Source organism: Bacillus cereus group sp. BfR-BA-01430 (assembly GCF_022663115.1).
GTDB lineage: Bacteria > Bacillota > Bacilli > Bacillales > Bacillaceae_G > Bacillus_A > Bacillus_A cereus_BD.
Genome location: NZ_JAKUEW010000003.1, coordinates 1 through 19,315, shown reverse-complemented (window position 1 = coordinate 19,315; position 19,315 = coordinate 1). Strand labels below are relative to the sequence as shown.

Genomic DNA, 19,315 nt, shown 5'->3' with positions numbered 1-19,315 from the left:
CTGTTCGATTCGCTAACGCGTTACAGAGTTAGCGTATGGTGCGTAAGAATAATAAAATAACATATAGATACAAACAAAGTAGTGTAAAAATGGGTCCATAGTGAAGAAGTAATTCCCAAGTATTTGTAAGTGCTGAAGAATAATTGGATAAAAAGACAGGAATATCTTGTTGGTTCGGTGAAAAAGAATGTGATTTTTCATACAGTGGTCCCCAAAATATAAATGTGTAAATAGGAGCAAGAATACTTTGAATGATTCGGGCAAAAAAGTAGGGTTTAAAGCGAATATCAGTATCAGCTAGTATACTCGCTACTTGCGCTTGAATCGAAAGGCCGCTGAAGGCAAGGATAAAGCTTGTAATCATTGCTTGTTCCAAAATAGTTGTACCATTTGTTTGGCTAATCATTTTACTTCCTAGTGTCATTTCAAAAAGGCCAGATAAAATAGGAATACTAAAATGAGTGGACAATTGGAAGAAAGATAAAATATGTTGCATAATAAAACTCAGAGTTGCTGTAATTTGAAAAACGGTAATCATTTTATTGAAAACAGAGAATAAGATAATAAATCCGCCAATCATAAGTAACGTTTGAATGGAAGAAATAATGGCATCTGCTAGCAGTTTTCCAATTGGTCTTTTTTCTTGTAAACGTGTCTCATGGAGAATGGAAAAAGCATGTTGTAAGGGACGTTTTTGAACGGGTGATGCATGTTTTATGTAAGGTTTATTGTCACCATAAAAGCGCATAAGTAGTCCGACAGTAAAGTTACTTATATAATGTGCGGCGGCTAAAATGAAGCCTAATTTTGGATTATTAAAGAACCCGATAGATACAGCACCGAAAATAAATAATGGGTTGGAAGAATTTGTGAAAGAGACGAGGCGTTCTGCTTCAATTTGTGTTAGTTGGTTACTTTGACGTAATCTAGCGCTTAGTTTCGCGCCAGCAGGAAAACCAGAGGCCATTCCCATTGCCCAAACAAACCCGCCGATACCAGGGACTCGGAAGAGAGGGCGCATAAGAGGTTCTAAAAGGACACCGATAAATTTTACAACGCCTATGCTAATTAAAAGCTCGGCAACGATAAAAAAAGGTAATAATGAAGGAAAGACAACCTCCCACCACATATTTAATCCGCGAATAGAAGATTGTAATGCGGCTTGGGGATGAAGTACAAGAGAGAATGTTAGAAATAGCGTTGTGATTGTGAGAAAAGCTGTTTTCCATTTTTCATACATACTGCAAAATCCCCCTTTGTCCCAAAAAACGTTCATTTCAGTATACGTGGATACATAGTAAATTTAGACCATAAGTATGAAAAAGGGATAAAAAAAGTTTAAGGGTGATTGATATGAGAGAACCGAAAATAGGCTTGGCTCTTGGCTCTGGTGGGGCAAAAGGATTTGCTCATGTAGGGGTTATTAAGATATTACGTGAGTCTAATATTCCTATTGATATGATAGCAGGAAGTAGTATGGGGGCGCTAATTGGAACATTTTATGCTACAAGTTGTAATGTTGAAAGACTTTATCGAATGGCTTCAGTATTTAAGAGGAAATATTATTTAGATTTTACTGTTCCGAAAATGGGATTTATTTCTGGAAAACGTGTAAAAGATATGATTAAAATGTTTACATATAATAAAAAAATGGAAGAGTTAGATATCCCAACTGCAGTTGTAGCCACTGACATTTTAAAGGGGGAAAAAGTTGTATTTACAAAAGGATCTATTGCTGATGCTGTTAGGGCAAGTATTTCTGTACCAGGAGTGTTTGTTCCTGAAAAAATAGATGGGCGCTTATTAGTGGATGGAGGAGTGATTGATCGTATTCCTGTATCCGTCGTCAAAGATTTAGGGGCTGATATTGTAATTGCTGTAGATGTATCCCCTATTAAAGTAAATGGTGAAATCAATTCTATTTATGACGTAATTATGCAAAGCATTGAAATTATGCAGTATGAACTTGTTGTTAATCGACAAATTGCATCGGATTTAATGATGCGTCCAGCAGTAGAACAGTTTAGTTCTCGTGCCTTTACAAATATTGAAGAAATTATTCGAGTAGGAGAAGAAGAAGCAAAGAAACATATTCAAGATATTTACTTATTAATTGAGCAGTGGAAGGAGAAAAATAATGTTTAAGCGTTTTCGGTTTATATATGCGATTTTAATTGGAGTTATATTGGCGATGCTACTTGTATATGTTCGCCTGCCTTACTATATAACAAAACCAGGAATGGCTGCGAAGTTAACCCCTTATGTACAAGTGGAAGGCGGAAAGAAAGAATCTGGTGACTTTATGCTTGTGACAGTTTCGATGGGACCTGCTAATGTAATCAATTTGATAGCTGCACAATTTAACAAATATAACCATATTTCGAAAGCGGAGGAAATATTGCAAAAAGGTGAGAGTGATGAAGAATATCAATTTCGCCAAGATTATGCGATGAAACACTCTCAAAATGCTGCTATTTATAATGCATATAAGCGAGCGAATCGTCCCGTTTCTTTTCAAAATAAAGGAGTGTTAGTCGCTGGGGTTGCAGACAATATGCCGGCAGAAGGAAAATTAAAGCTTGGGGATGTAATTGTAGCTGTTGATGAAAAATCATTTGAAATGACAGAGCGATTTGCTGAATATATGACAAGTAAAAAAGAAGGCGATGTTGTACATATTGAATATATAAGAAATGGAAAACATTTGAAAGAACAATTGGCAGTAAAAGAAATCCCTGGCGGTAAGGGGCGTGTTGGTATTGGAGTTTCTATTGTTACAGAACGAGAATTAGTGGCAGATCCAAAAGTGAAGATTGACTCCCATGAGATCGGGGGACCATCAGCAGGCCTGATGTTTACGTTAGAGATTTATAATCAATTAATTGAAAACGATATGACAAAAGGGCATGAAATTGCTGGAACAGGTACAATTAATGAAAAAGGAGAGGTTGGTCCAATTGGCGGAATTCAACAAAAGGTGGTAGCTGCAAGCGACGCAGGAGCTGAAATCTTCTTTGCTCCAAATGAAAAAGGAGCGAAAAACTCAAATTATAAAAAGGCACTTGAAGCTGCTAAAGATATTAAAACAAAAATGAAAATTGTACCGGTGGATACATTGGATGATGCATTAGCTTATTTAGAAAAGATGCCGGAGAAAAAGTAACTTCTTTTTTTAAAGTTTTTTCATTGAACTTAAAACGGAAAGCGATATGAAAGATTCGTTCATATCGCTTTCCGTTTTTATGTTATAAGAATGTCTTGTCTATTTCATTATATCGAATTGGATGTTGTGTTATATTTTGTTGTATACATTTTGTGCGTAAAGGTTCTTGTAAAGCGGAAAGATAGACGGCATTTGCTCGTCGTTCTATGTTTAAAACAGGATGTTCAAATGTTTTTGTATGAGTCAGAAGAGGAAGACTTATTTGTTTTTTATTTTTAGAAAGGTAAGATTGCCCTTTTTGGGACATGCCAAGTAACCGAATATACGGTGCATGGTTTTCGATTGCGGCGCTCTCTATCTCTTCTTTTGTTGTATTGGTTAAAATATGCGTGCATACTCGCTGCAATCTTGTCCACGTATATCGTTTTGTTTTTATAGCCTCCATAAATGTAAGGAAGGATGTGGCATGCTGTATTTTAGCTAATATACGATGTTCTAAACCTTCTTCCATTTCGTATATATGTTGGAGTTCTTTAGCAGACATCGTCAAGAGTTTGTACTTGAAAAGAGGGAAATATGTTTCCCAATTATGTAATACATGGTATACATGATAATATTCTTCTAAAAGAGAAGAAGTACAATTCGGTACAAATGGATCTATACTGGTAAAGGAGCAATCCTCGATAAACAGTTGTTTGCGAATGCTTGTTGCACTGGCGATGTGCTTGTCTGTAAAGGATTCATCGTGGTAATGAGCTGCGAATCTTTTTATCGTATGAGCACGAATCATACTTTTTTGTGACAAAATAGCTTGAATATAATGTAATCCTAATATATTGTTTGGTTGTGACATATCAATTGTGTTATGTCCTGATAAAATATGAGAAAAGGCTTCAGAAGTTGCTTTTGCATAGCTATTTCCTTCGCTTATATATTGCTGTACGAGCTGATGAAAAGTATTTTGCTTCTTTTGCTGTAAAGATAGAGTATTGTAGAAGTTTTGAACGTGTCCATCTTCACTTCCAAAACAAATATCTGAAACACCAAGCGCGTTTAAAATAGAAATGCCCCCATTTGCAAATGTTTCCGCTTTTTGAGTTGCAAATGCATAAGGAAGTTCTACAACAAGATCAATACCACCAGCTAAAGCCATTTTTGTTCGATGCCATTTAGATACGAGAGCTGGCTCACCACGTTGTAAAAAAGATCCACTCATGACCGCAATCGTAACATCACATTGTGTTAACTTTTTTGTTTGTTGCACATGATAAACATGACCGTTATGAAAGGGGTTGTATTCAACGATAATACCGCTTGCCTTTATAATAATCTCTCCTTTCAGTGTAGCATCTTTTCGAAAAACATGATAATCTATATATTATTTACTATAATGACTTCATTATAGTGTAAAGAAAAAACTTACACTATAAAAGCATTATACCACTTATATCATAGGGTTTAACCCTCTTGATTTTCCTCAACGACCACATTTTGACCACTTCGACCACTTTTTAATGCATTTTGTAACTTTTCAGCAGCTTCAATTTGACGTTCTTCATAAACATCCGTATAGATATTTAATGATGTAGAAACATTTGTGTGACCAAGTAATTTTGCAACAACCTTTGCATTTACGTTAGAATCGATTAAAATAGTTGTAAACGTTCTTCGAATATCGTGAAATCTAATATACGGTACGTCAATCGCTTTGCACAAAGCCTTCATCTGATAGCGTATCGTATATGGGTGCACGATTTTTTTATTTCTCGTACAAATTAATAAATCGAGAGGATTATCTTTTTTATATTTTTGATACTCTACCAATTCTTCTGCTAATTCCTCGGTCATTGGAATCACACGATTAGATGCTTCAGTTTTTGTTTCGCCTAATACATACTTACCATCCACAAGTGTTAACGTTCTTTGAACATGGATAGTCTTGTTTTCGAAATTAATATCATTCCACTTTAGAGCCAAGACTTCTCCGATACGCATGCCTGTATGCAATGCTAAAACAAATGTAATATAGTAACTTCCTTGTATTTTTGCATACTCCATAAATTTCATTGCTTCTTCAATTGTCCAACTAGCTTGCGCTTTCTTTTTTACTTTTGGTCGTTTTGCTTTCTTAGCTGGATTAGAGTTAATCATTTCTAGCTCTACACCTTTATCAAGGATTTGTTTTAACATAACATCAACAGATGAAATGTATTTCGTAGTTAGACCCTCTTTAAGTAGCTTCTGATGAAAATTATGAACAGTTAGAGGTTTTATATCTGACAACCTTTTCTCGCCAAATTCAGGCATAACACGTGAGCGTAGAATGCGTTTGTATTGATATAGTGTTGATGGTCTACATGTTGTTTCTTTTTCTTGCATCCAGATCTCTACGAGTTGAGAAAAACGGATATCATTATTCTCAAAATCTCCATTCGCTAAATCATTTGTAACTTTGGCTGCGGCTTCTTGAGCAGCTTTTTTTGTCTTGAAACCACCTCTAGTAATTTGTTTTCGTTTACCAGTGATTGGGTCCTTGCCAACATCCATAGTAAAAGACCACTTCTCACCACGTTTACGAAAGTATGCCATGATTTTCACCTCGTCATAATCGTTTTCTAGATACAAGCTGTGATTTGTGGTAGTGGTATCTGAATGATAGCATGTTAGCCTAATTTCTGTAAAAGAAAATTTACAGATATAGAACATGTGCGTTAAAATATTTATAGACTCAGAACAAGAAAGGGGAATGAGAAATGGGAGAGTTTACAAAAGACCCAGGTGGTGGAATGGGTATGTATGATCCAGGAGTTGGTTGGAAATACAACGAAGAACCTGGAACAGGTTGGAAAACAATTAATGATCCGGGAACAGGTGTTTAAAAGAGCCGTTTGGCTCTTTTTTTGTTTATAGAAAAAATTTCTCAATATTTTTTAAAAATTAATAAGAACAAACGTTCTTTATTTGTGGTAAAATATTCTTGTGCTAAAATTCAAAGGTTTGAAAAAATTTCTCAACATGGAATACCAAATGCGAGAATGAACGTTCTGATTTTTATGATAAGATAAGAGCAACAAATAAATGACAAAAAAGACCCACGGCGTAACAGTAGTGAGGCCACACTACTGTTACGTTTTACCCTACCGGTGATAGGGAAAACCTTCCATGAGTCAGCATTTAGTATAACATAATTCTCAGGCATATATAGCGTTGTGATGCGTTTTCCTATTGAGAAAAATTAGGGCTGTGTCTTCGGGTCTAAACTGAGGAGGGTTCTAATGCGTGATTGTATAAACTTAGAGGAGATTGTACCTGAAAAAGACATTACTCTTACAAAACTTTCAAAAATAACTCATTTATCTCAATCAAACTTATGGAAAACAATAAATGGTCAAGTACCTATGAATTTTTCAAAGTTGATGAAAATTCTTGTGAATACAGAAACAGAAGATCAAAAAATGGAAATTGTTCAAGGATTTTTAAAATCTACAGATAAAGAAGCAGATATTAGAGCAGCGATGTACTACACATATTTGGCTGGATATACGGATATCTTGCATAGCCTACTTGAACGAGATTGTCGACAATCTGTCACGAAACATTATAAAGAAATTTTTAAAGTTGGAATTGAAAGGCAATCTGGGAATTTGCGTTCAAAAGACTTTTTTAAAAGACTAGATGATTTACGTGCAAAGGTTAATTTAAATAAAGTTAATATAAATATTTTAGTGAACTTGTTAAGTATTTACGGGTATTCAGATATGGGAGCTTATAATCTATTTGTAACTATGCACGATATGATTCGAGATAAGTTATATGAAATGCCAGATGGTTTAGAAAAAACATTAATTAATACAGAATTGAATATTTTATGTGCCTATGCGTACTTAATGCAAGATGAAGTAGAGAATGCAAGAAATTTATTATATGAGGTACTAAATATAGCCGAAATGCCTTGTCTGTTAAAGGCAACAGCCTACAGTGTTCTAGGGGAAAGTTATATTTTTACAAATGTAGAGAAATCTATTCATTATTTTAAAATTTCACTTCAAGAATTACATAAAATAACAAATAGCAAATCATTACTGAAAAGGAAATTAGTTGAGAATACACTAGCTTTCTGTTGTATAATTCGGAAAATTCCTGTAAAATCAAGTTATATTCATGATATAGCTGAACAAGCATTACTGAAAATTTTTTTAAATGAACATGACGCAGCAGCTGAAATGTTATACAAAATTGAGAATCGTACAGCTTTTCAAGATTTATATCTAGCTGTAGCTACTAAAAACTCTGAATTACGTAAAAAAGCTTATCATCGATTTTTGAAAGATGGTAATTTATTCTACATAAAAATATTTGATATTTTAAAATAAGGAGATTGTTGAGATGAAAAAGATTATAGCTGGTTTAGCAATTGTATGTGCTCTTACGTTATCTGTATCTTCAATTTCAAATGAAGTTGGTAAGGAGAAAGTTAAAGAACCTGTAAAAATGATGTTGGATCCTGGTACCATCGGATAAATATCAAAAAGCGAAATGCCATTACACTTCAAAGTGTAATGGCATTTCGTACGTTATAGGACTTATTCATTTTCTTCATTTTGACATTTTTGAATAATCAAGGGTGATAGGGGAGAATAGCATGAAGAATCAAATAGCAGAACAGTTAGAATTAACCGCAATTAAGAATAAAATGGAAGCATTATTAGAAAAAGTATACCAAGGTGATAAAGAGGCTATAGAAAAGCTTAATAGATTAAAAAAAGCGATGGTTAGCAATTAAGCTATCTATCGCTTTTTTCTTATAACTCATTTTTAATCATATTGATTATTTCTTCTCGTTTTCGCGGATTGAGTTCGTCGATCTGTTGCATTAGTTCTTTGAGATCATCTTTAAGAGCTCTTGAATCTTTTGAATTTAAACTTTTATGTTCAGATAATCCCATGATGTAATCCGCAGAAACTCCAGATAATCGCGACATTTTTTCTACTGTTTCTCTGGAGGGATTTCTTTTACCGTTCTCATATAGAGATATCATTGTTTTCTTTGCATTTAAAGCTTCTGCAAATTCACGTTGACTCATTTTTAGAAGTTCTACACGTATTTCTTTAATTCGAATACCAATTATATTATCACTCATTAGTAAATCCTCCCCTTAAAATCATTAACTATAGTTAATGATGTCCCTATATAGAATGTAACAAAAAGGTTTGCTGTAAGACAACTAAATTTTTTGTATAAAAGGGTTGCTTGAAGCAAACCCTTAGTGTATAATCAAATTAACAAACAAGATGAAGGTGATAAAATGATGGTACTTGATACCGAAAAAGTTAAAGCCTTGAGGACACAACTTGGATATAGTCAAAGTTTTGTGGCTGAAAATATTGGCTATCGAAATAAATCTATCTATTGTAATTTGGAGCTAGGCAACAGGCAACCAAGTATTACAAAGCTAGTTAGGTTAGCCAAATTATTGAATGTAACAACTGAAGAAATTTTAAAGGAGTCAGTATAAAACGACTTATTTTTTTACCTAATGGTTTGCTTGAAGCAAACTTGGTATGCCTCTTATATCATTTATTATCCCGAATAAATCGAGGATCTATGTACCAATGAAAATGAAAAGGAGTGTTAATTATGTATCAAATCAAAGAATTACCATTCGCGCTAAAGGCAGAAGATGTACAAAAGTTTTTAAATATCTCTCGTTCATCTGCATATGCACTGATGAAACGAAAAGATTTCCCAACAATCACAATCGGTAAAAGTAAACGCGTTAAGGTAGAAGATTTTCTTGAATGGGTTGATAAACAAAAGGAGGTATCACATGGATCCAGCATTGGCTGAAAGTACGTTTAGTCTTTTCATCACTGGATTAGTCATCGTAGTCGTTTTTGGGGGAATAGCAGTCGTGGGAACATTCATTGAACAGCTTATCAACGAGAACGAGCGACTTGAAGAAGAAAACAAAAAGTTGCGAAAGGGGAAAGTGATATGAAGTCAATCAAATTGGAAGAAGCGCCAAAAGTTTTGCAAGAGGCAGTTCAAAAACATTTAGAAGCAGGATTTGAAGTTTTGGAAGTGATTGAGGAACCACGTGATGAGCGTGACACATTTTATGAAGCAACACTTGCAACGAACGATCATTCTACAATTATTAATTTGTTTGGTTATACAAACGTTTTTAAAGAGTTTGTGGTGGATGAACAAATATTTGACACTTGGCTGGCAATCAAAGCAATGAAAGTAAGTAAGGTATTTCGTAATAAAATCAAGCGTCACTTACGAACTATTGAACGAAAAGAAGAGGAGTGAAATCGTGATAACAGCACCAGTTCTACAAAAAGACATGGAAAGAAAACAAATATTAGATGAGTTTTTGCAGTATTGCGAACAGAAGCAAATTGAAGCAGTGAAGAAACACGATCCATTAATGCTTTGTATCTGGATTAAGGAGGCACGCTTGGCTAGAAGGGAACTTGCAGAATTATATCGGGCCAAAGAAAGGCATGATGAAGAACGTGAACGAGATCGCGAAAACATCTTGGGGATCATTCAGCATTTAAGAAGTCAAGGCATTGATGCATCGGTTGTAGAGCGAGCGCATTACATAACGCTTTGCGGGGAGGTGAGTTAGATGATTGATAATCCAATGTTCATGCACAATGGATACGGCATACCAGATCCACAAGAAAACATGATTGACCATCCAATTGAGGATGCAATGGGCAGTGAAATTTTGCCGGGGGATGAGTTCTTAGTGGCTCCAGATGGTGAAGTGGTTTTGCGTGAAAACATCATGAATTACATGATTACGCAGCTTGGATTTGAGAAGAAAACCGCTGGAGAATAAAAAAGGAAACCCACGGGTATGGGCTTCCTCGTTAAAAGATAAGTTGAAGTTAGTATACCACAGAAAGTGAGTGAATAAAACATGCAAGCGAAAGTTTTAATAAATACACTCAATATGGACCATAAACAGTGGTTGCAAGCACGAACACAAGGTATTGGCGGTTCAGATGTTTCGGCTATCGTAGGTTTGAATAAATGGAAATCAGCAGTTCAAGTATTCCTTGAAAAAACACAAGTAATAAAAAAAGAAGATGAACAAAGTGAAGCAGCGTACTTCGGAAATGTTTTGGAAGAAGTAGTGGCAAAAGAGTTCTCCAAACGTACGAATTTAAAGGTGCAACGTAGGAACGCAATCTTACAACATCCTGAATATCCGTGGATGCTTGCTAACGTGGACAGGCTTATTGTTGGTGAACAAATTGGTCTTGAATGCAAAACAGCGTCGGAATATTTTAAAAAAGAATGGAAAGATGAGGAAGTTCCAGACGCTTATCTTCTTCAATGCCAACATTATATGGCTGTAACTGGATACGAAGCATGGTGGATTGCGGTACTCATTGGTGGAAACAAATTCGTGTACAAAAAGATCGAGCGAGATGAAGAAATCATTCAATACATCATCGATATTGAAAAAGACTTCTGGCTCAATCATGTTGAGAAGAATGAACCACCGATGTTTGATGGAACAGAGGCATCCACCGAGCTACTTAAACACCTGTATCCAAAATCAGTCGAAGACAGCTTTGTTAGCTTAGGAAGAGATGAAGAAATTCTGATTGAGGCTCGCAATCAAATTGATAAAGAAATTAAAAGCTTGCAAGAACAGAAAGCAGAATATGAGAACAAACTTAAAGCGAAACTCGGCAAAAATGAAGCTGGTAGAACTGAGAACTATACAATCTACTGGAAAACTTATAGCTACAAACGATTTGATAGCAAGAGATTTGCAAAAGAACATCCTGAGTTATTTCAAAAGTATACAAAAGAAACGACTTCTCGTCGCTTCTCAGTTAAATAAGGGAGGAATAATTGATGAAGTTTCTTATTCAAGCAACAGTTTTTAATAAAGAGTTATTTGGTAAAGCAGTTTTTGTTGAAGGACATGATGTCGATGGAGATAAGTGGAATGAATTTTATCTTGTGAATAGGGTGGAAGCTGAGTGTCTAGTATTGGTGGATATATCCGGAAGACGACGTTCTTTGCACATAGAGAACTTTGAAGGCAATGATGGAATGAAATTAACAGTGTTAACGAAAGGGGATAAAAACTAATGGCTACAAACGAAAAAATCAAAAATCAATTAGCAAACCGTAAAGTGAATGCACCTTTATCACCTGAACAGACAGTGGAAGCGTACATGAAGAAAATGGCTCCACGTTTCGCGGAAGTATTACCAAAACATATGGACATGGATCGTATGAGTCGCATTGCTTTAACAACTATTCGTACAAACCCTAAATTGCTTGAATGCAATGTACCATCGCTTATGGGAGCTGTCATGCAAGCAGTGCAGTTGGGGTTAGAACCAGGATTACTCGGACACTGCTACATCTTGCCTTATAAAGGTGAAGCGACTTTTATCATTGGTTACAAAGGGATGATTGATTTAGCAAGACGTTCGGGGCACATTCAAAGCATCTATGCTCATGCAGTGTACGAAAATGATGAATTTGAATATGAATTAGGATTAAATCCACAGTTAAAACATAAACCATCATTTGGCGATCGTGGCGAATTTATCGGAGCATATGCAGTTGCTCATTTCAAAGATGGTGGTCATCAGATGGAGTTTATGCCAAAGAGTGAAATTGAAAAGCGTCGTAAACGTTCAGCTTCTGCAAATTCAAATTATAGCCCTTGGAAGTCCGATTATGAAGAAATGGCAAAGAAAACAGTAGTTCGTTACATGTTCAAATACTTGCCAATTAGTATCGAAGTTCAATCGCAAGCACAGCATGACGAAGTAGTCCGAAAAGATATTACAGAAGAACCGCAATTTATTGAAGCTGATTCAGTTGAGGTGGAAGAAACACCAACAGAAGGGACAAGCCAAGAAGAATTCGTGATTGAAGAATGAATAACAAATCCAAGGTGCTTCTCTCCTGCAAGTTATGGGAGAGAGCACAATCAAAAGATGAGTTGAAACAGTTGATTGCAAGGTATATACAAATTGGTTATCCAGGTTATCGTATACAGAAAGTTGTCAAGGAAAATGAGTTTTACATCGCGATTTGCACAAGGGGGTAACAGCATGAGTAATGTTGTATCTGAAATTGGAGGATTGAACCTGAAAGGAAATGTGGTAGATCACGAATGGTTTAATTACATCACTTTTAGTAACGGAAAACCTCACATAGTAGCAATTATGGTTTTAAGTGAAATTGTTTATTGGTATAGACCTACAGTTATTCGAGATGAAATAACAGGGAAGGTCACATATAAGAAAAAATTCAAGGCAGATAAATTACAGAAGAACTATCAACAATTAGCTGATACATTTGGTTTTTCAAAATTGCAGGTAAAGAGAGCGTGTGATTTATTAACGGACATGCTGCTTATAAAAATTGAGTTTCGTACTATCAATGTTGATGGAAAAGTCTTGAATAATGTGATGTTTGTAGAACCAGTAGCATCAGAAATCAAAAAGATTTCTAGCATGTATCAACAAATAGAAATAGACCCTCCTTACTTTGAAGTAAAGAGGGACCCTACTTCAAAGTTACCACCCTCCTTACTTGAAAGTAAGGACCCTCCCTACTTTGAAGTAAGGACAAATACAGAGAATACTACAGAGATTACTACAAATATAGATGATGATGATAATCCACATCCGTTAATTGATCTACAGTTTAAAAATAGCTTGGAACATCTGATGAAGAATAGCATCCCGTTAAGTGTAATTGCGGAGCAAGAATTAGGTGAATTTTGCGACTTATTTGGCAGTGAGTTGGTGAATGCAGCAGTTGATAAAGCACTTGATGAAAATGCTCCAAGATGGACATATATTCGAACAATTTTAAGTAATTGGCAAAAGAACAACGTTAAAACACTGGCAGATGTTATCAAACTCGATGAAGATTATAAAAACCGAAGAGGTGGTGTAGGAAATGCAGCACATCGGAAGCGCACTGGCAGAGGTTATGCAGCGAGCAGAAATTATGAAGAGGAAAATGCAAATAGAAAGCGGAACATGCCGAGCTTCATTAAACGAGTATAAATGTTCGAAGTGTCAAGATACGGAAGTTATCTTCTATGAGGAAGTAAATGAATTTGGTATGAGAGTTTCTATGCAAAAGGATTGCGATTGTAAAGCGCAACGAGTGTTAGAACGTCGTTTGAAAAATGCGATGATTCCAGAAGAATTTGCAGACGCTCGTTTTGATTCTTATATGAGAGAAACAGAAGAACAAAAGCTTCTGTATAACACAATGGCAAAGTATTTGAAGAACTTTAAAGAGATTAGAGAAACAAAACAGAATAGCTTGGGTTTCATAGCTACATTTGGTGAGTTACGAATTAAACAATTAGAACCAGCTAAGCGAGCAGAGGCGAAAAGGGATCATAACAGTTTTGGTCTTGGCAAAACACATCTTCAAGTAGCTGCAGCAAAGTATCTTATGAAGCAAGGATATAGTGTGTTGCTCATTTCGGATGGAACCTTTATGGACGATCTCATTGCAGCAAAGATGATGAACGATGAAAAGAAAGAGTTTAATCGTTTGTTGGACCATGCAAAAAAAGTAGAGATTCTCATATGGGATGATTTAGGGAAATCTAAGTGGTCAGAGGCAAAAGAGAATCTCTACTATCAAATTATTGATTATAGGTATCGCCATAATTTGCCGATTTTATACAGCTCTAATGAAGATGATGAAACATTACCTGAAAAGATTGGTTATGCAGCAAAAAGTCGATTGTTTGGAATGAGTAAACATTATTTAATCGCTGTTGAAGGCGAAGATTATCGCGAGAAGGAGTGAATGATATGTGCTCATGCAATGGCACTGGTAAAGTATTTAGTTCTCCGTTCCCAGGGGCTTGGTTGTTTGAATCATGTACTTGTGAAGTGGGTGTGATGGAACAAAAGAAACGCGCACAAGAGTGGGAAGATTTTCAAACACGTTTGAAGGAAGCTGAAATGAAATTTGGAGGTGTGAAGTATGAGCAACGTGTCATTTGAGAAAAAGCGGGAGTTTATGAAATTCATTTTAGATAACGTGTTATCAAGAGAAGATGAAGGATATCGAGTTTTATATACATTCAATAAGTATGGAAAGTTTGTAGAAAGGATTCATTTTGTTGAGAATGCTAAAAAGTATCCATATGGGATAGAGATTTCAGCGACATTCTCGGAAGGTAGAGAATTTGCATGCTATAAACCGAATGACACTCTTACCGAAGGATTAGATACATTTATGCATTTTAATTCCAATAGGGACCCAATCTACATTCAGCTAAATTTCAAAGGGAAATACAGTAATGAATTATACATGGAAGTAGTTGAAGACGATGAATGCACATTAGAAACCTACCTAGACGGAGAAGATCATGATGACATCGAGAGACTTCTTAAAAAGCAACTCATCGATTTTGCACTAGATACGCGTAATGAAGAACTATTTCGGAAGTTAATTGCAAATTAAAGGGGGAGAGCGCAATGAGCTTGTTATACAAGTTCAAATTACGAACCATTTTAGAACATTGGCCATGTGAGGAATTTATCATTGCTGAGAATGAAGGACAAGCTCGCTTTAAGTATTGGCAAACGTATAAAACAAAATTCACTTTAATGCCAATGAGTACATTTATGGAGTTTGTGAAGTGTGAGAACCTTGGAATTTTCGATATAACACAACTGTTCAGCAAGGAAGAAAGCTTCAAGAAAATGCAGAAGTTTCGAAAGTTGCATTTTGCTTACATGGGTATGCGAGTAAACGTAGCTGGCATGTGGGGTACGATCGTCGGAAACTGGAAAACTAATTTGTTCGTTTTGTTCGATGGAGAAATAGAGAAGCACAATTGTCATCCATATTGGGAGATTGCTTACTTTGATGAGGATGGCAATGTAGTTCGAGATTATCGAAAAGGTACTTACACAGAAGTGATGTAGGGGCACATAAAAAGGCTAGGATTGCTCCTAGCAAGTCATAGGGTATTTTGCATGGATGATAGACTCACTTACATTATAACGCGGTAAATAGTTAGGTGGTTCGAGCGATAACTATTTTTACAATAATTTTACAAAAGGAGTGTGCTACATGAAAGCGATGGAACATGGCGCGTATGAAATTACTTTATTGATCAGCGAAGCGAAAGGGGAAAAACGATGAACCTGCGAGTGAAAATTAAAAGGTTGAAAGATGTGGACCTCCCGCGATATGCGAGGTTTGGAGATGCTGGGTTTGATCTAATGGCAGCGGAGGACGTAATTATTAAGCCAGGAGAAACAAAAGTCATTCCTATAGGATTAGCTTTTGAAATTCCGCCAGGTTACGAGCTTCAAGTAAGGCCAAGAAGTGGGATTTCAAGAAGAACAAAGTTAAGGGTAATTCTTGGAACGGTGGATAGTGGTTTTAGAGGAGAGGTTGGCGTGATTATTGAAAATACCTCTCCTAAAGGTAACGAAGATTACGGATGCAACGATATTCATGGTGAGCCGGAATTTTATGAAAGTACAGCGTATCAAATATTAAAAGGAGACCGTATTGCACAGGGCGTAATAGCGCCAGTGCAAACAGCTCTTTTTGTGGAAGTAGACAAACTACCTGATAGTGAGCGAGGAATCAATGGTTTTGGAAGTACAGGGATTCGCGATGAGTAAGTACGGAAATAAAAAAGTTGAGCTAGATGGTCATGTTTTTGATAGCAAAGCTGAGGCTGATTACTACGAGGGGTTAAAAGTTCGCCAAGCTGCAGGTGAGGTTTTAAATTTTGAATTACAACCATGCTTTAACTTGCAACCAGCATTCACGAAGAATGGCAAAAAGTTTCTAGCAATTACATATATAGCAGACTTCATGGTTTATTTGCCAAATGGTGATGTAGAAGTCATCGATATAAAAGGTCTATGTACAGAAACTTTTAAGGTTAAGCGAAAATTATTCGAATACAAATACCCACATTTACAGCTCATTTTGCTAAAACATGTGAAAAAATATGGTGGTTTTATCACTTTGGATGAGTACGACAGATTAAAGCGTGAAGAGAAAAAACTAAAAAAGGCTAAATAAAGGGAGCGGATCATAATGGCATATATCGAATTCAAACCAACGTTAAAAAAAGTAAACCTTAAACCAGATGGCAAAAAAGAAATTGTGTTAGAAGTAACGGATTCATCGTTAAAAGGTAAATTAGATGCTTTATCAGACTTAATCGATACAAAAGTTCTTATTGCATTAGAATCCATGCAAGTTAGCTTTAACGTCACTATCAATACAAAAACAAACGAACCTGTTACGCAGTATGAAGTAGATGATAAAGGCATCGTAAAAGAAGTGAAACCAGAGTATGAACAGCTAGAAGCAGACTTTGATATTCCAGAAGAAAAGATTCCAACGCGTGAAGAAAAAGAACAAGCGGATCGTGAAATTGTCGATGAATTTATTATCAGTGGTTTAGCACCAAGCTTTGATGGAATGCCGAAGAAATTACCTGAAATCGTGAAACGACGCCTTGAAGGTGAATCTTACTTGAAACTTGCAAATGAGTTGGATATGTCATCTGGCCAAATTATTGAAGTTATCGATGAATATCGTAAGCGTGTGGCTCCATTAGCATTGAAATGGCACGAATGGAAAGAAAATCAGCCAGAAGCTCCGCAACAACCAAAGGCAGAGGAGAAGCCAGTGGAAGAACCAAATTCAGAAGAACCGGTTCAGGATCAAGAGCAACAAGAATCGGAGGAATACGAAGTAACAGATGAGGACAAGCCTTTCGATGAAGAGTTAGAAGACTAATAAAACAGGTTGGTAGTATAGCGAATTCGTTGTACTACTTTCCTTTCAATCTCATACATGGGGTGATGGGTTGAATAGAGCGGAGAAGCGTCAGATACGACTTAGGATTCTAGATATACAAGATAGTCAATGTAAAGGGTGTGAGAAGGTTCCTAAAAAGCTTAGTCAAGACAAGCGTAATGGGTATTGTCGTCAAAATTGTGAAATAGGGAAAACACTCGAAAAATTAGGCGGTAGCCTAATCGAAGGGAGAACGAGTAGTATGGCTGAACAAAAAAACTGGGATCAAATTTGTGCAACGGCTGAGAAATTACGTGCTGCGGACGAAAAGAAATGGACATGGGGAAGAATCGCTGAACATCTTGGAGTTACGGAAGGGAATTTATACTATCACATTTCGAGAAGGCGTGAAGCGAATAGCGCGTCTAAAAAGCGTGTAGGAGCGTCTAAGAAACTTCGTGATACAAAAACATTACCAAAGCGTCAAAACGTTGAAAAAACGAAATCTGAACCGTCACAATTAAAATCTGTGGCTTCTTCTCATATAAGCAAGACAGAGACATTAGATAGCAGCTGGCAAGAAACAATGGCTACAATCATAGACAAAAAAGATGCACTAGCTAAAGAATTAAACGAAATATCAAAGCGATATAGCGAATTAAAGGATTTAAAAGAAAAGTTAGCGCAAGATCTTATTGCAGAAACAAAGGCACGCCTAGAAGCAGAAGATAGCTTTGAACGTATGAAACAGCAATTACGAGACTCTGAGGAAGATTACAACGTGTTAAAAAACGAATTTAATGCTCTGAATGAAAAGAAATTCGAGTTAGAGTACCAGTTGCGCAGAATGAACGATAATCTTCGATTAGCTGAAAAAATAGCCAGTGAAGAACGTGAACACCGTCTTGAACTACAAGGTAGATCACAAGCATTAGGCATGGCGCTCAAAGCAGTCTTGTAGGTGTTGATATGAAACTAACAAAAGAGGAACGTACCAATGCGGAAAGAAATCGAAAGGCTTGAGAAGAGAATAAAGGAATTGGAAGAGCAGAATAAGAGCGGGCAGATGTCATTATTTTAATAGAAAGGAAGAACGAGACATGCAACATGGAGATTTATATATGCATTATAAACAAAAGGAGTACTTTTTCAGTTGTATAGCATTACCCTTCAATGAGTTTGAAGGTCGTGCGTCTGAATTAGAAGATGGTGGGATTGCTTTTGATGCCCATACTCCTGAAGGACAGGAAATCAACAAAGTTCAGATGTTTTACCACAAAGGAGTAACGTTTATAGATAAGGACAAGCCTCATGTGATCTATCAATCAGAAGATGATTATAACACTGAAAATGTTTGGGCAAGAGAAGTAGAAAACTTCTTTGGTATGGTAAATGTAACGCCACGAAAAACAGTTAGGCGATTTATAAAGATAAAGAAATAAAACTAAACAAAATAATCCTTTGAAAGAATAAGTTTAAACGGAGGGGAATCGTATCGTATGAATCAATCGTCATCTTCTAGATATGTAAACGAGAAAGAAATACGCCCTTTCGTTATAGAAGAGTTACGTGATTATAAAGTCCTAAAAGTAAAGTTTCAAAATCTACAAGAGCGAACAGAACTAGGAGCGGAATTATTGTTTCCAGAGTTACGACAAACTAGCGCACCAGACGAAATTCGATACAGGCAATTAAAACGAGCATTTGAGGAAGCGTTAGATGAAGACGAACAGCGTGTACTAGAAATGAAGTACATGAGTGCGAAAGAGTTGAACGATGAGTATATTTACACTGTACTCGGAATGAAAAAAGGGAAGTTTTATCGAAAGAAAAAGTCCGCTGTGGTGAATTTGGCCAAGGCGTTAGGCATGATATAAATGGACAAAGAGGGTACCAAATGGGGTACCTTTTTATATTGGAATCGACGGTACGATATTTCTACAGTTAATAGTTCTTTGAAAAAAGAATACTGTGGGGATAGCGTATCTATGCGCTCATAATCAATGATCATAGCCCCTTTATCAAAACGTTACCGTTACCGAAGAACGGGCATGGGCGGTAAGAATCCGCAATAAGGATGAAAAGACCGATTGAATTTATATATGGCCACGTCGCATTAGTGTCGTGGTCTTTAATTTTGTATAAGCGATTAGCGTAAGGAGTGAGGATAGATGCAACTAACTAAACAAGAACAAGCAACTGTAATTGGCACATTCGTTACACTACTTGGCCAAGATATTGTGAATGAACGCATTGATTCGAAGAAGTTAGAAAAAGCAATTCCAGCCTTTAATGAAATGGAAGATAACACAACTCCAAAACAAAGAAGAGAAGCGTCTATT

The 19,315-nt window shown here is 36.2% G+C and carries 30 protein-coding genes; 26 read left to right on the top strand and 4 right to left on the bottom strand.

Annotation, left to right across the window (positions count from 1 at the left end; genetic code table 11):
- Positions 1-28: 28 nt before the first annotated feature.
- Positions 29-1,240 (bottom strand): sporulation integral membrane protein YlbJ, encoded by a 1,212-nt coding sequence (gene ylbJ / locus MR058_RS08290; RefSeq protein ID WP_242143522.1) that lies wholly within the window; start codon positions 1,238-1,240, stop codon positions 29-31.
- 113 nt (positions 1,241-1,353) lie between these two features.
- Here ylbJ and MR058_RS08285 point away from each other — a divergent pair, with 113 nt between their 5' ends.
- Positions 1,354-2,145 (top strand): patatin-like phospholipase family protein, encoded by a 792-nt coding sequence (locus MR058_RS08285; protein ID WP_242143521.1) that lies wholly within the window; start codon positions 1,354-1,356, stop codon positions 2,143-2,145.
- On the top strand, positions 2,138-3,163 hold the full coding sequence (locus tag MR058_RS08280; protein WP_242143520.1) for a SepM family pheromone-processing serine protease: 1,026 nt from the start codon (positions 2,138-2,140) through the stop codon (positions 3,161-3,163). Before MR058_RS08285 ends, MR058_RS08280 begins: the two co-directional genes overlap by 8 nt.
- Before the next feature lie 82 nt (positions 3,164-3,245).
- Here MR058_RS08280 and MR058_RS08275 read toward each other — a convergent pair whose 3' ends face one another.
- Positions 3,246-4,487 (bottom strand): nucleotidyltransferase, encoded by a 1,242-nt coding sequence (locus MR058_RS08275; RefSeq protein WP_313928198.1) that lies wholly within the window; start codon positions 4,485-4,487, stop codon positions 3,246-3,248.
- A gap of 134 nt (positions 4,488-4,621) precedes the next feature.
- Positions 4,622-5,752, bottom strand: coding sequence for a site-specific integrase (locus MR058_RS08270; RefSeq protein ID WP_242143518.1), 1,131 nt, complete (start codon positions 5,750-5,752; stop codon positions 4,622-4,624).
- A gap of 164 nt (positions 5,753-5,916) precedes the next feature.
- On the opposite strand from MR058_RS08270, the gene MR058_RS23310 reads away from it, so the two are divergent.
- The 4 genes from MR058_RS23310 to MR058_RS08260 all read left to right on the top strand — a co-directional run bounded on the left by MR058_RS23310 (position 5,917) and on the right by MR058_RS08260 (position 7,946).
- Positions 5,917-6,042, top strand: a complete 126-nt coding sequence (locus MR058_RS23310) for a hypothetical protein (protein ID WP_012095074.1) — start codon at positions 5,917-5,919, stop codon at positions 6,040-6,042.
- Positions 6,043-6,438: 396 nt separating this feature from the next.
- Positions 6,439-7,536: an AimR family lysis-lysogeny pheromone receptor gene (locus MR058_RS08265; protein WP_012095073.1), complete on the top strand. Its 1,098-nt coding sequence runs from the start codon at positions 6,439-6,441 to the stop codon at positions 7,534-7,536.
- Positions 7,537-7,549: 13 nt separating this feature from the next.
- Positions 7,550-7,684, top strand: a complete 135-nt coding sequence (locus MR058_RS23305; protein WP_087099040.1) for a hypothetical protein — start codon at positions 7,550-7,552, stop codon at positions 7,682-7,684.
- A 121-nt stretch (positions 7,685-7,805) separates the two neighbouring features.
- The gene (locus tag MR058_RS08260) at positions 7,806-7,946 is read left to right on the top strand and encodes a hypothetical protein (RefSeq protein ID WP_167527343.1); all 141 of its coding nucleotides are present in this window, start codon (positions 7,806-7,808) and stop codon (positions 7,944-7,946) included.
- A 19-nt stretch (positions 7,947-7,965) separates the two neighbouring features.
- Here MR058_RS08260 and MR058_RS08255 read toward each other — a convergent pair whose 3' ends face one another.
- Complete coding sequence (locus MR058_RS08255; RefSeq protein ID WP_012095072.1) at positions 7,966-8,304, bottom strand: helix-turn-helix domain-containing protein; 339 nt, start codon at positions 8,302-8,304, stop codon at positions 7,966-7,968.
- A gap of 126 nt (positions 8,305-8,430) precedes the next feature.
- Between MR058_RS08255 and MR058_RS08250 the strand changes: the two genes are divergently transcribed.
- The 20 genes from MR058_RS08250 (at position 8,431) to MR058_RS08150 (ending at position 18,850) form a co-directional block, all read left to right on the top strand.
- A complete protein-coding gene (locus MR058_RS08250) occupies positions 8,431-8,679 on the top strand; it encodes a helix-turn-helix domain-containing protein (protein WP_237701312.1) in 249 nt (82 codons plus the stop codon).
- A gap of 122 nt (positions 8,680-8,801) precedes the next feature.
- Positions 8,802-9,011: a helix-turn-helix domain-containing protein gene (locus MR058_RS08245; protein WP_242143517.1), complete on the top strand. Its 210-nt coding sequence runs from the start codon at positions 8,802-8,804 to the stop codon at positions 9,009-9,011.
- Entirely contained in the window at positions 8,992-9,162 is a 171-nt protein-coding gene (locus tag MR058_RS08240) for a hypothetical protein (protein WP_167527342.1), read from the top strand. Before MR058_RS08245 ends, MR058_RS08240 begins: the two co-directional genes overlap by 20 nt.
- A complete protein-coding gene (locus MR058_RS08235; RefSeq protein ID WP_012095070.1) occupies positions 9,159-9,479 on the top strand; it encodes a hypothetical protein in 321 nt (106 codons plus the stop codon). The genes MR058_RS08240 and MR058_RS08235 overlap by 4 nt, the downstream gene beginning before the upstream one ends.
- Positions 9,480-9,486: 7 nt before the next feature.
- Complete coding sequence (locus tag MR058_RS08230; protein WP_242143783.1) at positions 9,487-9,801, top strand: hypothetical protein; 315 nt, start codon at positions 9,487-9,489, stop codon at positions 9,799-9,801.
- Positions 9,802-10,017 carry a YqaI family protein gene (locus MR058_RS08225; RefSeq protein ID WP_242143516.1) on the top strand — a complete coding sequence of 72 codons (216 nt, stop codon included), beginning with the start codon at positions 9,802-9,804 and terminating at the stop codon, positions 10,015-10,017.
- Positions 10,018-10,098: 81 nt separating this feature from the next.
- Positions 10,099-11,034 (top strand): YqaJ viral recombinase family nuclease, encoded by a 936-nt coding sequence (locus MR058_RS08220; RefSeq protein WP_012095067.1) that lies wholly within the window; start codon positions 10,099-10,101, stop codon positions 11,032-11,034.
- Positions 11,035-11,048: 14 nt separating this feature from the next.
- The gene (locus MR058_RS08215; RefSeq protein ID WP_041809942.1) at positions 11,049-11,288 is read left to right on the top strand and encodes a hypothetical protein; all 240 of its coding nucleotides are present in this window, start codon (positions 11,049-11,051) and stop codon (positions 11,286-11,288) included.
- Positions 11,288-12,094 carry a recombination protein RecT gene (recT, locus tag MR058_RS08210; protein ID WP_210351374.1) on the top strand — a complete coding sequence of 269 codons (807 nt, stop codon included), beginning with the start codon at positions 11,288-11,290 and terminating at the stop codon, positions 12,092-12,094. The genes MR058_RS08215 and recT overlap by 1 nt, the downstream gene beginning before the upstream one ends.
- Before the next feature lie 174 nt (positions 12,095-12,268).
- A complete protein-coding gene (locus MR058_RS08205) occupies positions 12,269-13,234 on the top strand; it encodes a DnaD domain-containing protein (RefSeq protein WP_012095064.1) in 966 nt (321 codons plus the stop codon).
- Positions 13,188-13,997 carry an ATP-binding protein gene (locus tag MR058_RS08200; protein ID WP_237701336.1) on the top strand — a complete coding sequence of 270 codons (810 nt, stop codon included), beginning with the start codon at positions 13,188-13,190 and terminating at the stop codon, positions 13,995-13,997. The genes MR058_RS08205 and MR058_RS08200 overlap by 47 nt, the downstream gene beginning before the upstream one ends.
- Positions 13,998-14,002: 5 nt before the next feature.
- Complete coding sequence (locus MR058_RS08195; protein ID WP_041809938.1) at positions 14,003-14,197, top strand: hypothetical protein; 195 nt, start codon at positions 14,003-14,005, stop codon at positions 14,195-14,197.
- The gene (locus tag MR058_RS08190) at positions 14,178-14,660 is read left to right on the top strand and encodes a YpiB family protein (RefSeq protein ID WP_012095062.1); all 483 of its coding nucleotides are present in this window, start codon (positions 14,178-14,180) and stop codon (positions 14,658-14,660) included. Before MR058_RS08195 ends, MR058_RS08190 begins: the two co-directional genes overlap by 20 nt.
- Positions 14,661-14,674: 14 nt before the next feature.
- A complete protein-coding gene (locus tag MR058_RS08185) occupies positions 14,675-15,127 on the top strand; it encodes a hypothetical protein (RefSeq protein ID WP_012095061.1) in 453 nt (150 codons plus the stop codon).
- Positions 15,128-15,343: 216 nt separating this feature from the next.
- Positions 15,344-15,838 carry a dUTP diphosphatase gene (locus MR058_RS08180; protein WP_012095060.1) on the top strand — a complete coding sequence of 165 codons (495 nt, stop codon included), beginning with the start codon at positions 15,344-15,346 and terminating at the stop codon, positions 15,836-15,838.
- Positions 15,831-16,247 carry a DUF1064 domain-containing protein gene (locus MR058_RS08175; RefSeq protein WP_012095059.1) on the top strand — a complete coding sequence of 139 codons (417 nt, stop codon included), beginning with the start codon at positions 15,831-15,833 and terminating at the stop codon, positions 16,245-16,247. The genes MR058_RS08180 and MR058_RS08175 overlap by 8 nt, the downstream gene beginning before the upstream one ends.
- A gap of 15 nt (positions 16,248-16,262) precedes the next feature.
- On the top strand, positions 16,263-16,973 hold the full coding sequence (locus tag MR058_RS08170) for a hypothetical protein (RefSeq protein WP_012095055.1): 711 nt from the start codon (positions 16,263-16,265) through the stop codon (positions 16,971-16,973).
- Positions 16,974-17,235: 262 nt separating this feature from the next.
- Positions 17,236-17,934: a hypothetical protein gene (locus MR058_RS08160; protein WP_041809936.1), complete on the top strand. Its 699-nt coding sequence runs from the start codon at positions 17,236-17,238 to the stop codon at positions 17,932-17,934.
- A gap of 139 nt (positions 17,935-18,073) precedes the next feature.
- On the top strand, positions 18,074-18,415 hold the full coding sequence (locus MR058_RS08155) for a hypothetical protein (RefSeq protein WP_109090152.1): 342 nt from the start codon (positions 18,074-18,076) through the stop codon (positions 18,413-18,415).
- 57 nt (positions 18,416-18,472) lie between these two features.
- A complete protein-coding gene (locus tag MR058_RS08150) occupies positions 18,473-18,850 on the top strand; it encodes an ArpU family phage packaging/lysis transcriptional regulator (RefSeq protein ID WP_012095047.1) in 378 nt (125 codons plus the stop codon).
- The last annotated feature ends 465 nt before the right edge of the window (positions 18,851-19,315 follow it).

Excerpts from the sequence above, each read along its gene's own strand:
- ylbJ (WP_242143522.1), bottom strand. The coding sequence starts at position 1,240 with ATGTATGAAAAATGGAAAACAGCTTTTCTCACAATCACAACGCTATTT.
- MR058_RS08285 (WP_242143521.1), top strand. The coding sequence starts at position 1,354 with ATGAGAGAACCGAAAATAGGCTTGGCTCTTGGCTCTGGTGGGGCAAAA.
- MR058_RS08280 (WP_242143520.1), top strand. The coding sequence starts at position 2,138 with ATGTTTAAGCGTTTTCGGTTTATATATGCGATTTTAATTGGAGTTATA.
- MR058_RS08270 (WP_242143518.1), bottom strand. The coding sequence starts at position 5,752 with ATGGCATACTTTCGTAAACGTGGTGAGAAGTGGTCTTTTACTATGGAT.
- MR058_RS23310 (WP_012095074.1), top strand. The coding sequence starts at position 5,917 with ATGGGAGAGTTTACAAAAGACCCAGGTGGTGGAATGGGTATGTATGAT.
- MR058_RS08265 (WP_012095073.1), top strand. The coding sequence starts at position 6,439 with ATGCGTGATTGTATAAACTTAGAGGAGATTGTACCTGAAAAAGACATT.
- MR058_RS23305 (WP_087099040.1), top strand. The coding sequence starts at position 7,550 with ATGAAAAAGATTATAGCTGGTTTAGCAATTGTATGTGCTCTTACGTTA.
- MR058_RS08260 (WP_167527343.1), top strand. The coding sequence starts at position 7,806 with ATGAAGAATCAAATAGCAGAACAGTTAGAATTAACCGCAATTAAGAAT.
- MR058_RS08255 (WP_012095072.1), bottom strand. The coding sequence starts at position 8,304 with ATGAGTGATAATATAATTGGTATTCGAATTAAAGAAATACGTGTAGAA.
- MR058_RS08245 (WP_242143517.1), top strand. The coding sequence starts at position 8,802 with ATGTATCAAATCAAAGAATTACCATTCGCGCTAAAGGCAGAAGATGTA.
- MR058_RS08240 (WP_167527342.1), top strand. The coding sequence starts at position 8,992 with ATGGATCCAGCATTGGCTGAAAGTACGTTTAGTCTTTTCATCACTGGA.
- MR058_RS08235 (WP_012095070.1), top strand. The coding sequence starts at position 9,159 with ATGAAGTCAATCAAATTGGAAGAAGCGCCAAAAGTTTTGCAAGAGGCA.
- MR058_RS08225 (WP_242143516.1), top strand. The coding sequence starts at position 9,802 with ATGATTGATAATCCAATGTTCATGCACAATGGATACGGCATACCAGAT.
- MR058_RS08220 (WP_012095067.1), top strand. The coding sequence starts at position 10,099 with ATGCAAGCGAAAGTTTTAATAAATACACTCAATATGGACCATAAACAG.
- MR058_RS08215 (WP_041809942.1), top strand. The coding sequence starts at position 11,049 with ATGAAGTTTCTTATTCAAGCAACAGTTTTTAATAAAGAGTTATTTGGT.
- recT (WP_210351374.1), top strand. The coding sequence starts at position 11,288 with ATGGCTACAAACGAAAAAATCAAAAATCAATTAGCAAACCGTAAAGTG.
- MR058_RS08205 (WP_012095064.1), top strand. The coding sequence starts at position 12,269 with ATGAGTAATGTTGTATCTGAAATTGGAGGATTGAACCTGAAAGGAAAT.
- MR058_RS08200 (WP_237701336.1), top strand. The coding sequence starts at position 13,188 with ATGCAAATAGAAAGCGGAACATGCCGAGCTTCATTAAACGAGTATAAA.
- MR058_RS08195 (WP_041809938.1), top strand. The coding sequence starts at position 14,003 with ATGTGCTCATGCAATGGCACTGGTAAAGTATTTAGTTCTCCGTTCCCA.
- MR058_RS08190 (WP_012095062.1), top strand. The coding sequence starts at position 14,178 with ATGAGCAACGTGTCATTTGAGAAAAAGCGGGAGTTTATGAAATTCATT.
- MR058_RS08185 (WP_012095061.1), top strand. The coding sequence starts at position 14,675 with ATGAGCTTGTTATACAAGTTCAAATTACGAACCATTTTAGAACATTGG.
- MR058_RS08180 (WP_012095060.1), top strand. The coding sequence starts at position 15,344 with ATGAACCTGCGAGTGAAAATTAAAAGGTTGAAAGATGTGGACCTCCCG.
- MR058_RS08175 (WP_012095059.1), top strand. The coding sequence starts at position 15,831 with ATGAGTAAGTACGGAAATAAAAAAGTTGAGCTAGATGGTCATGTTTTT.
- MR058_RS08170 (WP_012095055.1), top strand. The coding sequence starts at position 16,263 with ATGGCATATATCGAATTCAAACCAACGTTAAAAAAAGTAAACCTTAAA.
- MR058_RS08160 (WP_041809936.1), top strand. The coding sequence starts at position 17,236 with ATGGCTGAACAAAAAAACTGGGATCAAATTTGTGCAACGGCTGAGAAA.
- MR058_RS08155 (WP_109090152.1), top strand. The coding sequence starts at position 18,074 with ATGCAACATGGAGATTTATATATGCATTATAAACAAAAGGAGTACTTT.
- MR058_RS08150 (WP_012095047.1), top strand. The coding sequence starts at position 18,473 with ATGAATCAATCGTCATCTTCTAGATATGTAAACGAGAAAGAAATACGC.